This is a genomic window from Mycolicibacterium cosmeticum, from assembly GCF_000613185.1.
In the GTDB taxonomy this organism is placed as follows: Bacteria; Actinomycetota; Actinomycetes; order Mycobacteriales; family Mycobacteriaceae; genus Mycobacterium; species Mycobacterium cosmeticum.
On sequence record NZ_CCBB010000003.1, the window covers coordinates 1,962,943 to 1,975,594 of the forward strand.

Consider the following 12,652-nt stretch of genomic DNA (forward strand, 5'->3'; position numbering starts at 1 on the left):
GCCGGACGAGGATGAGAAGTGGCCTTCAACAACCGTAACCGCAGTGTCCTGAGCTTGATTCATCACTCCGCCCAGGACCTGAACTATCTGCTCGATTTGTCTCGTGATCTCAAACGCGCCAAGTACGCGGGACAGCGATCATCGCGTCTGCAGGGCAAGAACATCGCGTTGATCTTCGAGAAGACGTCCACCCGCACCCGATGTGCCTTCGAGGTCGCCGCGTATGACGAAGGGGCGCACGTCACCTATATCGATCCCGCTTCCTCGCAGATCGGGCACAAGGAGTCCATGAAGGACACCGCGCGGGTGCTGGGACGCATGTATGACGCCATCGAGTACCGCGGGTCGGCACAGCACACGGTCGAAGAATTGGCGGAGTACGCCGGTGTTCCGGTGTTCAACGGCCTCACCGACGATTTTCATCCGACACAGATGCTAGCCGACGTGCTGACGATGACCGAGCATTGCCCGAAACCGTTGACGGAACTCAGCTTCGCCTTCGTCGGCGACGGGCGCAACAACGTCGCCCAATCGCTGCTGTTGGTCGGCGCCAAGCTGGGCATGGACGTCAGAATCGGTGCACCACGGTCGCTCTGGCCACACGCCGAACATGTGACGATGTGTGAGCGCCTCGCGACGGCGTCCGGAGCCCGGGTCGAAGTCACCGACGACCCGGCGGCCGCGGTGGCCGGTGTCGACTTCATCTACACCGACGTCTGGGTGTCCATGGGGGAGCCGCTGGACACCTGGTCGGAGCGGGTGGCGCTGCTGTTGCCATTTCAAGTCAACGCCGCGATGCTGGCGGCCGCCGGCAACCCGCGGGTCAAGTTCATGCACTGCCTGCCTGCCTTCCACAACGGCGAGACCAAGGTCGGTGCCCAGATCGCCGCGCAGTACCCGGAACTGGCGGGTGGAATCGAAGTCACCGAAGAGGTTTTCGAAAGCCCGGCGAACATCGCTTTCGACCAGGCGGAGAATCGGATGCACACCATCAAGGCGGTTCTGGTGGCCGCACTCGGCTGAGGGGACGCCATGCGGATTGTCATCGCCTTGGGCGGCAACGCGTTACTGCGCCGTGGTCAGCCGATGACCGCCGAGAATCAGCGGGCCAATATCCGGGCCGCGGTCCGCAACATCGTGGCGGTTGCCGGCGGTAACGAGCTGGTCGTGGCGCACGGCAACGGGCCGCAAGTGGGCCTGCTCGCGTTGCAAGCCGCGGCGTATCACGACGTCGTCGACGAGGCCACGCCGTTCCCTCTGGACGTGCTGGGTGCCCAGACCGACGCGATGATCGGATACGTGATCGAGCAGGAGCTCCGCAATCTCCTGCCCGCCGGGCAATCGGTGGCGACGGTGCTGACGATGATCGAAGTGGACCGCCACGATCCGGCTTTCCGGCATCCGACGAAGCCGATCGGCCCGGTCTACGACCGCGTCACGGCGGAGAAGCTGGCGGCTGCCGGCGGATGGGTGGTCGCACCCGACGGCGACAGCTTCCGGCGCGTGGTGCCCAGCCCACACCCCAAGACCATCGTCGAACTCGGTGTCATAGAACAGCTGGTCGAGCAGCAGGTGATCGTCATCTGCGCGGGCGGCGGTGGCATACCGACGGTGCGCGACGACAACGGCGACCTGGTGGGAGTCGAAGCCGTCATCGACAAGGATCTCGCGTCGGCGTTGCTCGCCGCAGAACTCGGCGCGGATCTACTGGTGATCGCCACCGATGTGGATGGCGTGTACACCGGGTGGGGCACGGCCGGGCAGCGCCGGCTGGACCGGATCCACCCCGACGATGCCGAAGCGCTGTCGTTGCCCGCTGGCTCGATGGGGCCGAAGGTGGAAGCGGCGTGTGGATTCGCTCGCAGTACCGGCGGGGATGCGGTGATCGGTGCCCTGACCGATATCGCCCGCATCGTGGCCGGATCCGGCGGTACCCGGGTTTCGGTGAGCGGGGATGGGACCAAGGTCCCTGCGCGCAGAGACCAAAGCCAGTCGTGAAGACGCTTCAGGCGGCCATAGCCTCAGGTGATCACTGACATGTTCGGATGACCGAAGGCCTTGCCCATGGACGTCTCCACCCCGCCGGTCGTTGCCTACGTCGACGGATCGTCGTCCTCTAACGCCGTTGTCCGGGCCGCAGCACGGGAGGCGACCGACCGCGGCGCCGCCCTGTTGCTGCTCGCCGCGGTTCCGGTTTTGGACGGATCTCGTACCGCCCGCGAACGGCAGGCCGCGGAGGCGCTCCGATCGGCGATGACAGAGGCTCTCGATGCGGCGGGCGCCGGCCTGCGGGTCGATACGCGAATCGATTCCGGAGGTGAGGCAGACAAACTCGTCGCCCGCTCGCACTGTGCTGCGCTGCTCTGCCTCGCGGCGCGCGATGCCCGAGCATCAGCGGTGTTGGGTTGGGCGCGGTCACCGGTGCTGTTGGTATGGAATCCGCAGCGGCAGCGGTGGGTGTCCGAGGACGGGTGGGTGGTCGCGGTCATCGGAGCGGAAGCGGACGCGGGGCGGGTGCTGCGCGCCGCGATGGTCGAGGCACGCCTGCGCGACAGTTCCGTGATGGTGCTGGCTCCGCACGGAACAGAACCTGATGAGTATGTGCGCATCGCCGAATCGGTCTGCCCGGAACCCGATCTCGAGGTGTGGGTGCTGCCGCGACCTACCGACCTGGTCGCGATGCTGTTGCAGCATCCCGACCTTGATCACCTGATCGTCACCACGGCCGATGACACCGCGCTGCTGGCATCGCTGCTCGGAAACCGCGAATTGGATGCGATGCAGGCGCGGCTGGAGGTTCTCGTGTTGCCCCAGACCAAGTTGCCATGGCCGGAGGTGACATTCGGCCCTGTTCGGCCGGACCGCAGCGCGATTACCGTGCATGACAACCGAATAGGAGGGCTGCAAAGATGAACGACTCGACCCGACAGGACAGAGAATGGGCCATCGGCGTGTGCGTCGACGAGCACGATGACCATACCCGGGCCACCGCATGGTTGGTCGGTGACACCCGCGATCTGACGGGAAGCGGTGTGGCCCGGCGCAATCCGGTCGACCGGGATGTGCCGGCGATCGGTGATGAACTCGCGGTGGCACGGGCCCTGCACGACCTCGCCGAGAAACTGCTCACGGCCACCGCCGGTGATATCGAGGACGTCACGCACGAACACGTGCGGTCGTTGCACTGAATCATGACCATGATTCGCGCACCCCGACGTCGCTGGTATCGCTCGGTGGCGGCGGTAGCCGCTGTCACGTTCGGTGTCGCCGGGCTGGTCGTGACGGCGTTGGTGGTGATCGGTCGGTCCGGCGCCCCGCAGGACACGGGCCATATCACCCGGTCCGAGCGCACGGCCTTCGTGCAATGGTGGTCGTCCACCTACGGCGAGGTGACGGCGCTGCAGAATGCGCTCGACGCCGCGCAGCGCTCGGTGCATCGCGGTGACCGGCCCGGTCTCACCGCGGCGTGTCAGAGGATGCATGACATCGCCGCCGTCGAACTCGTCGCCCATCTGCCCGCACCGCAACCCGACCTGAGCGCCGAGCTCGAGGCGGCGGTCACCGATGCACACGCCGCGGCGCATATGTGCCTGTCGGTGTTGGAGCAGACGCAGAACAGCTACGACGCGGAGTTCGTGTCCGATGTCGATCAGGCGGATCGGCAGCTGAAAGCCGCGGTGGCGGACGCCAACAAGTACCTTGCCGGGGAATCGACGGGATCGGCCGGCCAATGACCGCCGATGGTGTCGTCGTCGGATCGGGTGGAGACCCAGTGCTCCTGCCTCTGGCCGGTTCTCGCCGATAGCGTCCTGACGATGAGACCGACACTGCACGGCGCACTCCAACCGTTCACCCGGACCGGTGGGTACTACGCACGGTCCTGGCGGGACTATCTGTACGGCGGCTCGAAGGATCTGCCCATCGCCCGGCCGACGCTGGCCCTGGCGGCCGAGGCCCTCCGTGATGAGGTGGCGTTGATCGGTCTTCGCGCCCGCCGCCCGCTCGGCAACGAGCATGAGTTCGAGCGGATTCACGACGAGGTCGTCGCCGCGCTGGAATTCTATGGCGACCGCGGCTGTCTGACCGATCCCACCAGCTTCTTCGCCGCACCAGGTCCGCTGGGAGACGTCGAGGTGACCCCGGTACGGCGCGGAAGCCGGTTCTACGCCCGGATGCGCTGGGACAGCGGCTTCGTCCCGGCGCCAGGCGAACCCGGCGGGTCGCGGTGGACCACGTACCGCGCGAACGCCAGGGGATATGGACTTCTCTTGCGCCACCGCGAGCCCCGTCCGTGGTTGGTGTGCGTTCACGGAACCGAGATGGGCCGGGCTGCCATCGATCTCGCGTTGTTCCGGGCCTGGTATCTGCACGATTCGCTGGGCCTCAACGTGGTGCTCCCGGTGCTTCCGATGCACGGACCCAGGGCCAACGGGCTGCCCAAAGGCGCGGTCTTTCCGGGCGCGGACATTCTCGACGACATCCACGCGACAGCGCAGGCCGTATGGGATATCCGCGGTCTGTTGGACTGGATCCGCCGGCAGCAACCGGGCGCCGCGATCGGACTGTACGGACTGTCACTGGGTGGTTTCATCGCCGCGCTGGTGGCGAGCCTCGATCGGTATCTGACGTGTGCGGTGCTGGGCGTGCCGGTCGCAGACCTCATCGACCTGCTGAGCCGGCATGCCGGTCTGGACCGCAATGACCCGCGGCGCCGAACAATCCTGTTGGCCACCACGCTCGGTCGGATGATCTCACCGCTTGCCCTGTCGCCACGTGTCCCGCCCACCGGGAGATTCATCTACGCAGGTTTGGCGGATCAGGTGGTGCACCCCCGCGAACAGGTCACCAGGCTGTGGGAGCACTGGGGCCGGCCGCAGATCGAATGGTATCGCGGTGGACACACCGGGTTCTTCCACTCGCGTCCGGTGAACCGCTTCGTGGTCGATGCGTTGGTGCGGTCCGGCCTTGTCGCGCAGGGCATCGGTTCGCCCGGTCCCGCGGAGTTGGCCGGCTGAGTTCTGACGAGAAGTCAGCGTGAGCGCACCACCACGATCGGTGCCGTCGCCGCCTGGGCCACGCTGCCGCTGACGGAGCCCAGAAGGGCGCCCGCCACCGCCCCGTATCCGTGGCTTCCGACGACGACAAGCTGCGCGGTATCGGACAATTCGACCAGCCGACGGCCGGGCTGGTCGCGAACGACCACGCGGTGCACGTTCACCCGCGGGTAGCGGCGCTGCCAGGAGGCCAGCTGGCCGGCGACCTCGGCATCGACGTCCGGCCGCAGTTGCTCCCAATCGAATCCGGGCAGTTCGAAGGCGCCCGCGGACCACCACGCATGCACGGCGACCAGGTCGACGCCGCGGCGACCAGCCTCCTCGAATGCCAGGGTGGTCGCTTCCTCGGACGCCGCGGACCCGTCGTAACCCAGCAGGACCGGAGCGCGTAAGTCCGGCGGTCGGTGACTGTCATGGATCACCGCCACCGGGCAATGGGCGCGATGCACCATGGCGGTGCTGACACTGCCGAGAACGGTACGGGCGACCGCTCCGCGACCGCGCGAACCCACCACGACCATTCCGGCGGTGCGCGACGCGTCGATCAACGCGGCGGCCGGCGCCGCGTGCGCGTACTCGGTGACCACTTCGACGGATCCGTTCGTCGCCTCGTGCACGGTGCGGGCGGCCGCGTGCAGGATGTCCTTGCCCCGATCGCGCAGCCATTCCAGATACCCGTTCGGCGCCGGGGCCACCGGCCACGCGGCGATCGGCGGTGCAGCGGCGTGCAACAGGACCAGTGTTGCCCCGTGCAGCGCCGACTCGCCTGCGGCCCACTCCAACGCGACGTGTCCGGGTTCCGAGCCATCCACGCCGACAACGATTTTCTCGATCTTCACGTGTTGTCCTGCCGTCCTCTCTCGATTCCGGGAACGAGCGGCTGCCCAGGACTCTAGTGGTAGCGCTCGACCGTGTTCCAGTGCCATATGTCCCCGGGTGAGGCCACGCCGCGAAGGGACTTCAGGCCCTAGTGCCCGGGTCGCACGGGGTGATGTGATTCCCCGACGTCCCGCGACACGCCGGGGACGAGTGGATAAGGAAGTGGGCTGATGGATACTTCGACTGGCGTCTCGGCAGGAAAACCGGTGGCAGAGCGGCACGGCGGAAGCCCGGCGTGGCTCAACTGGCTGTTGGCGCTGTTGACCGTGCCGGTGGCGATGGCGGTGATGCTGTTCGCTTTCGGAGCCGTGATGGGCCTGGCGCGATGCACCGAGGGTGCGTGCCCCCATATGGGTCCCGGGGAATTCTGGTTCGGGATTCTCGGATACGGCCCGCCCTTCGTGGCTTTGGCGGCGATCGTTGCATCATTTTTCACCGCATCACGCAAGCACGCGGTCTGGGTTCCGGTGGTGGCACTCGGGCTTCTGGTCACCGATCTCGCCGTCCTGGCGATCACTTTCCGGCCATAGGTCCTTCGCCCCGACAACTTCCGGCCCTGACGGCAGCGCGCATCGAGCGCGCAGAGTGCAAGGGCACCACGATTCGAAGTAGAGGTACGCCCACCATGTCCGGTTATCGTCTCGACACCGAAACGGCGAACGCCGCCTTGTCCTTGGCAACGCGGGCGCCATCGGTACACAATTCACAGCCCTGGCGTTGGCGGGTGGGACCGCACAGTGTGCACTTGTTCGCCGAGCGATCCTTGCAGCTCGAGCACACCGATCCTGACGGCCGCGACCTGCTTGTCAGTTGCGGGATCGCGTTGAACCACTGCGCCGTCGCGCTGGCGGCACTGGGCTGGCAGGCCAAGATTCATCGGCTGCCCAACCCGGAGGAGCCCGATCATCTCGCGTCGCTGGAGCTGCACCGGGGCCCGGCCGGCGAGATGGATATCTCACTGGCTTCGGCGATCCCGCGCCGCAGAACCGACCGGCGGCACTTCAGCGCGTGGCCGGTGCCACCCGGGCACGTCGCCATGATGGGTGCTCGTGCCGCGCGCATGGGAGTGACGATGCGTCGCATCGATCCCGACGACGATTTCCGCGCGATCCTGGAGTGGGCACGACGCCGGCACGGTGAAGACGCCGGCTACCTGAGCGAACTGGCGGCGTGGAGTGGGCGTTACGGTGCGGTGGCCGGTGTTCCGGCGCGCAATACCCCGGCACCTGACCTGGACGCCCAGGTGCCCGGGCGCATCTTCGCGGGCACGGCGCTGTCTCAACCCGAAGATTCGACCGCAGCGGACGATCACGGTGTCCTGCTGGCGCTCGGGACCGCCGCGGATGATGCGGTGGCGCGTCTGCGAGCGGGTGAAGCGACCAGCCAGATCCTGCTGACGGCGACGTCCATGGGGCTGGCGAGTTGCATCTTCACCGAGCCGCTGGAGCTTACCGAGACACGTGATCAGTTGCAGGCCAGGGTGTTCGGCAGCAGTCATTTCCCACAGGTGCTGCTGCGCATCGGTTGGCTGCCGCCGAACGCCGACCCGTTGCCTGCAACGCCGCGGCGTGCGCTCAGCGACGTCGCAGGACGACTGGACGGTGAGCGGCTGGATTAGCCAGCCCCGCTCTCACCGAACGATCAGCACCGAGCAGTTACCGTGCGGTGCCAGGGAATGGCCGTGGGGTCCGACGATATCGGCAACCTTGTCCGCATCGCGGTTCCCGACAACGGCGAGCCCTACGTGCATCTCGGGGTGGTCGGCGAGAAAATCGGACACCTCGGCTCCGTCGATGACGGGGCGCACATCAACGCCGCGGTATCGGTCACGGAGGTCTTGCACGCGCGAGCCGGGCTCACCAGGAACCGCGCCGACACGACGATCTTCGCGATTGTCCACCGCCACTACCGCGCTCCCGCGCAGCTGTGCTTCTCGCATGGCCTGAGAAACGATGTCCGGGTTATCCGGAGCCGAGTCGATGCCGACCGCGATCCAGTTCTTGTCCGTCGTCGTCTCGGCATCGTCACGGGTGCGGATCACGGCGACGGGACAATGTGCGCGGGCAGCCACCTCCATTGCGGTGGAACCCAGCACCATGCTGGCCACCTGACCGATCCCAGACGATCCGACGCACAGCAGTGCTGCGTTGCGCGACTCCTCGGTCAGCGCCTCGCCCGGCGGTCCCGCGACGATCGCGGTGTCGATCGTGACGCCCACGTCGCTGGTTCTCACCGCTGAAGAGGCCTCGCGCAGAGCCGTCTCGGCATACTGGGTCTCCGGAGTGGTCGCCCCGTCCTCGGGGTCGGGCCCGGCCTCGGAGGTCAGGACGTGCACGAGTCGCAGCGGCGTGTTCAACGCCTTGGCTTCGGTGGCTGCCCAGATCGCGGCTCGTATAGCGGTGTGTGAGCCGTCGATTCCCACGACCACCGGTCGTGCAGCGCTCTCGTACATCGATCTCCCCCTCATCGTGGCGCGCGGCCGTTGCTGCGCTTTCTCGGCGAGGGTAAAGGCCTGCGGCCCGGCCGAGGAAGGGCCATTGGTCCCAAAGGTCGACGCAGGCGGTGACCTTGGACCCTAAGCGTGTCGGCGCACATCGGACATGCTGAGGACATCACTACCGGTCGGCTATCGGAGGAGCGGACGTGGACAGTTTCATCATCGGTCTCGGCGGTGTCGCCGGAGCCCGATTGCTCAGCCGTAACCCACTGGTGCGGATCAGCGACCGAATCGAGGATCTGGCAATGGTTCTCGCGATGGTGTTCGTCGTTCTGGCCGCACCGGTTGCGGCAGCCGTCGGCACCGCGGTACACGACACCCAAGCACACCGCTACGCCGACCAGGCGGCGACCCGCCACCTGGTGCAGGCCACCGCCCAAGACGACACCACGGTCATCATGCAGCGCACCCAGAGCACGTACGCCGTCTGGGCCCGGTGGACCGCCGCGGGCGCCGACCATCTGGGTGTGGTGCCCTGGCCGGCACCGGCGAAAACCGGTGCCAAAGGCGATATCTGGGTGAATGCGCAGGGTCTGAACACCACGGCGCCGACCGATGTCCGTCAAGCCGTCGTCGACGCGGTGGCGGTTGCCGTGCTGCTGTGGGGCGGCATCGCCACCGCATCGGCCGGCTCCGTCTGGGCGGTGCGGCGGCGCCTCGACCGGGTCCGACACGCAACCTGGGACCGGGAGCTCGCCGCGGCGCTGGACGGACCCGGCGGTCGCGCACCACATCGGTTCGACAGCTGATGAGTCTCACCGCTACGGACCACAGTCCGGCACCATCGCTGCTCCGGGATGAACTGGACGGCTTGGTATCCACGCTGGAAACAAGGTTTCCCGGGCATTCCCGGGTGGAGATCACGCAACTGGTGACGACGACGTATCACCGGCTGGCGGCCGGTGCGCGCATCACGGCCCATCTCATTCCGCTCACCCTCAATGTCAGCCGGCGCGCGCTGACCCAGCAGCAGCGGTCGCCGGCGGGTTCAGCGGATATGGATGGACTGCCCCGACGACAAACGCTGAACGTGACCCCGGCACTCGACCTCGATCGCAGGCGCCCCGGTGGGATCGGCGGTGACGTCGGCTTCCCGTCCGCTGATCACCAGATGCAACCGATGGCCGCGGTACCACAGTGAGCAGGTCAGCTCACCCTCGGCCTCCGGCCACATCGGGCCCAGCACCAGGCGATCACCCCGGGTCTCCAGGCCGGTGAAGCAGCGCTGCAACAGATCGACGCTGCCCGCCATGGCCGCCAGGTGAACGCCTTCGGCCGTCGACCCGTGTTGAACGTCGGAGACATCGGACTTGAGCACCTCTGCGAAGTACCGCATGGCTTGATCGCGGTTGCCGCGCGCCGAGACCCAGGAATGCACGACCGCGCTCAACGTGGACCCGTGTGACGTGCGGGCCGAGTAGTACTCGACGGTTCTGGGAATCTGCCGCGGGCGGAACCGGTAGCCCAGCCGGGCGAAGATGCCGCGGAGCTCATCTGCCGACAACAGGTAGAACAGCATCAGCACGTCGGCCTGCTTGGCAACCCGATACCGGTTCACATCGTCGTTCTCCGATTCCAGAATGCGGTCCAACCGGCCGATATCGCCGTAGCGTCGGCGGTAGTCGGTCCAGTCGAGCTCGGCCAGGTTCTGATACCCCTCGAATTGGCTGATGACACCGTCGTGAAAAGGAACGAACATGTGCCTGCTCACCGCATCCCACTGCGCCAACTCCGCCGCGGTGACGTGTATCCGGTCCAGCAGATCCAGTCGGTCCGGCAGCGGCAGAGCGTCGAGCGCATCGAACGCGCGCAGGATCACCCACACCGCCATGACATTCGTGTAGGCGTTGTTGTTGACGCCCTGGCCGGGCGCGCCCGGGTAACCGGAATGGAACTCGTCGGGCCCGATCACACCGTCGATGACGAACCGGTGTCGCTCGCCGTCGTACCGGGCTCGGCTGGCCCAGAACCGGGCGATCTCCACGATGATCTCGGCCCCACGGTCGATCAGGTACTGACGGTCGCCGGTGATCTGGTAGTAGTGCCACGCGGTGTAGGCGACAGCGGACCCGATGTGGTGGGCCAGGTGACTGCTGTCCGGGATCCAGCGTCCAGACAGTGGATTGAGGTGTAACCGCTGGCTCTGCTCGCTACCGTCACTGCCGGATTGCCACGGGAACATCGCACCCGCATATCCCGCGGCGCGCGCGGCCCGGCGAGCCTGCGGCAGCCGCCGGCTGCGGTAGGCCAGGGCACAGCGCGCTGCCTGGGGTAAGCGCAGGGTGAGCAGGGGGATGATGAACAGCTCGTCCCAGAAGATATGGCCTCGGTACGCCTCGCCGTGCAATCCGCGCGCGGGTACCCCGGCATCCAGGTCTGCGGCATGGCCGGGAACCGATTGCAGAAGGTGCATGATGTGCAGGCGAAGTATCGTCGCGGACTCCGTTGCGGCCGGCATGCCGAAATCGAACTTCTGCCACAGCTGCGCCCAGATGGTGCGATGGTCGTCGAACAATTGGGCGTATCGGCCGAGATCTGCCAGCCGCTGACCGGCGGCCTCCCCGGGAACCGATATCGCGCGAGCGCGGCCGGTGACGACGACGGCGCACTTCTCGACCGTCAGGGGCCGGCCGGCGACGATCTCGGTGGTGAAGTCGTGTCCCGCGCCGGACGGATCGTTGCGGAAAAGAGCCGAGACCTCGGCGGCGCGGTCGAGCGCCCACAGGGTGGTGCGGGCCGCCACCGCGATCGGGATGTGCGACTGCGTCGTTCGGGCCTGCACGAGGACCGCATTTCCGGGAAGTTCGCTGATCGTGGTGGCTTCGAGATGCCGCCCGGACAGCGCCAGGTAGCGCGCCACGCCGGAATTGGTGGTGGTCGAGTCGATGGTCGAGCGGATATCGACGCTGCCCGACCAGTTCTCGGCGACCACCGTCATCTGCAGCGCGCAGACGTGAGGGTCGTGCATGGAAACGAACCGTCGCTGGGTTACGGAGGTTCGACGGCCGGCGCCGTCCTGAAACCGTAACTCGCGCAAGAATTCCGCAGTCCGGATATCGATGGTTTGACGATAGGAGAGCAGCTCGGCAGTGTCGACGTCGAACCACCGCCCGCCGTCGATGCGGAAGGTCAAGGGCAGCCAATCGGGCAGGTTGACGATGCTCTCGTTGCTGACCGGCACGCCGTCGACGACATCGGTCAGTCGGTTGTAGACACCTGCGGCATAGGTGCCGGCGTAGTGGGCGGCGGAATCGCCACCATCGGGTGCGGCGGCGCGGCTCGCCAGAGTGCCGTTACCGACCGCGCACAACGCCTCACGCAGACGTTCGGCCTGCGGCTGATACCCCTCGAACGAGATGACCCAGCCTGCCGCGGCCGACCGTGCAGGGGACAACGCCGCCGCCAGATGGGTCAACAGCCGGGTGGTGCCGTCGGGTCCGTTCAGGGTGAATTGAGCTGCGGTACAGCGATCGCCGTCCCGGTTGCGGATCAGAACACCGATGCCGTCGCGCCTCACGGCGTCGAAGGCGTCCTCGTCGGTCACGCCGCCACCGATGTATATCGGCACGATCCCGTGGTCAGGGGCGAGTCGCCCGACGATGGATCGCACCGCCTCGCCCCTGTCCCACTTGACGTTCGGGCGAAGAGCGATCACACCGCGTCCGTGCGCGACCTGTAAGCGGTGGCGCCGCGCGGCTGACCGGGCCGCCGCCAGAACCTCGACGACACGGTCAGCCGTCGCGCGGCGATAGTTCACCACCACCTCGAGCGGGTTGTCTTCGAACTCGATACCCGGGATGTCGGCGAGCGCGGTGTGCACTTCGTGAAGCGCCCTGGACAGCGACGGCAGAGCATCGTCTGCGATGTGGTTGCGATGGAGGAGGCCGTTCGGGTCGAGCACTTCCAAACCGTGTGAACCGGCGTACCACAACCCGGGTATCCCCACGGTGGCTCTGACGTCGGACAGGGTACGGCCGCTGATGATCGCGACGGGGCAGACGGCGCTCAGCGCGCGCACCGCGCCGGCGGCTCCCGGCACCAACGTCGCGGCGGTGGGATCCTTGCCGGCGCACGACAGCGCGCCGTCGAAATCGAGGAGGACGGCCGGTGCGCGACCGGCGAGGACCGAATCGATCTGGTCCAGGCTGCCCAGGGCGTCGGGCAGCGTGCCGATGCCGGCGGCGTCTCCGATCATGCCGCCGGCTTTCGCGGTAGGTAACTC

12 protein-coding genes and 1 pseudogene are annotated in these 12,652 nt (G+C 67.1%); 10 read left to right on the forward strand and 3 right to left on the reverse strand.

The window, feature by feature from the left end:
- Nucleotides 1–18 precede the first annotated feature (18 nt).
- From BN977_RS28790 to BN977_RS28815, 6 genes are all read left to right on the forward strand, one after another.
- Nucleotides 19–1,023 (forward strand): ornithine carbamoyltransferase, encoded by a 1,005-nt coding sequence (locus BN977_RS28790; protein WP_036403378.1) that lies wholly within the window; start codon nt 19–21, stop codon nt 1,021–1,023.
- Between the two features lie 9 nt (nt 1,024–1,032).
- Nucleotides 1,033–1,998 carry a carbamate kinase gene (gene arcC / locus BN977_RS28795; RefSeq protein ID WP_036403381.1) on the forward strand — a complete coding sequence of 322 codons (966 nt, stop codon included), beginning with the start codon at nt 1,033–1,035 and terminating at the stop codon, nt 1,996–1,998.
- Between the two features lie 66 nt (nt 1,999–2,064).
- On the forward strand, nt 2,065–2,913 hold the full coding sequence (locus BN977_RS28800) for a universal stress protein (RefSeq protein ID WP_036403384.1): 849 nt from the start codon (nt 2,065–2,067) through the stop codon (nt 2,911–2,913).
- A complete protein-coding gene (locus BN977_RS28805; RefSeq protein WP_036403387.1) occupies nt 2,910–3,188 on the forward strand; it encodes a DUF1876 domain-containing protein in 279 nt (92 codons plus the stop codon). The genes BN977_RS28800 and BN977_RS28805 overlap by 4 nt, the downstream gene beginning before the upstream one ends.
- A gap of 3 nt (nt 3,189–3,191) precedes the next feature.
- Nucleotides 3,192–3,734 carry a hypothetical protein gene (locus BN977_RS28810; protein ID WP_051562001.1) on the forward strand — a complete coding sequence of 181 codons (543 nt, stop codon included), beginning with the start codon at nt 3,192–3,194 and terminating at the stop codon, nt 3,732–3,734.
- An 81-nt stretch (nt 3,735–3,815) separates the two neighbouring features.
- A complete protein-coding gene (locus BN977_RS28815) occupies nt 3,816–5,015 on the forward strand; it encodes an alpha/beta hydrolase family protein (RefSeq protein ID WP_036404749.1) in 1,200 nt (399 codons plus the stop codon).
- 14 nt (nt 5,016–5,029) lie between these two features.
- On the opposite strand, the gene BN977_RS28820 is transcribed toward BN977_RS28815, so the two are convergent.
- Nucleotides 5,030–5,893, reverse strand: a complete 864-nt coding sequence (locus tag BN977_RS28820; RefSeq protein ID WP_036403390.1) for a universal stress protein — start codon at nt 5,891–5,893, stop codon at nt 5,030–5,032.
- 210 nt (nt 5,894–6,103) lie between these two features.
- Here BN977_RS28820 and BN977_RS28825 point away from each other — a divergent pair, with 210 nt between their 5' ends.
- On the forward strand, nt 6,104–6,463 hold the full coding sequence (locus tag BN977_RS28825; RefSeq protein ID WP_036403392.1) for a hypothetical protein: 360 nt from the start codon (nt 6,104–6,106) through the stop codon (nt 6,461–6,463).
- A gap of 95 nt (nt 6,464–6,558) precedes the next feature.
- A complete protein-coding gene (locus BN977_RS28830) occupies nt 6,559–7,551 on the forward strand; it encodes an Acg family FMN-binding oxidoreductase (RefSeq protein WP_036403394.1) in 993 nt (330 codons plus the stop codon).
- Between the two features lie 12 nt (nt 7,552–7,563).
- Here the strand turns inward: BN977_RS28830 and BN977_RS28835 are convergent, their stop codons facing one another.
- Nucleotides 7,564–8,385: a universal stress protein gene (locus BN977_RS28835; protein ID WP_165576380.1), complete on the reverse strand. Its 822-nt coding sequence runs from the start codon at nt 8,383–8,385 to the stop codon at nt 7,564–7,566.
- A gap of 191 nt (nt 8,386–8,576) precedes the next feature.
- Between BN977_RS28835 and BN977_RS28840 the strand changes: the two genes are divergently transcribed.
- Together BN977_RS28840 and BN977_RS33705 are read left to right on the forward strand one after the other, a co-directional pair.
- Nucleotides 8,577–9,179 carry an Rv1733c family protein gene (locus BN977_RS28840; RefSeq protein WP_036403399.1) on the forward strand — a complete coding sequence of 201 codons (603 nt, stop codon included), beginning with the start codon at nt 8,577–8,579 and terminating at the stop codon, nt 9,177–9,179.
- A pseudogene (locus tag BN977_RS33705) lies at nt 9,179–9,343 on the forward strand (three-helix bundle dimerization domain-containing protein); the annotation flags it as partial. The gene BN977_RS28840 and the pseudogene BN977_RS33705, both read left to right, overlap by 1 nt.
- 75 nt (nt 9,344–9,418) lie before the next feature.
- Here the strand turns inward: BN977_RS33705 and otsB are convergent.
- Nucleotides 9,419–12,625, reverse strand: coding sequence for a trehalose-phosphatase (gene otsB / locus BN977_RS28845; RefSeq protein ID WP_051562011.1), 3,207 nt, complete (start codon nt 12,623–12,625; stop codon nt 9,419–9,421).
- Nucleotides 12,626–12,652 lie beyond the last annotated feature (27 nt).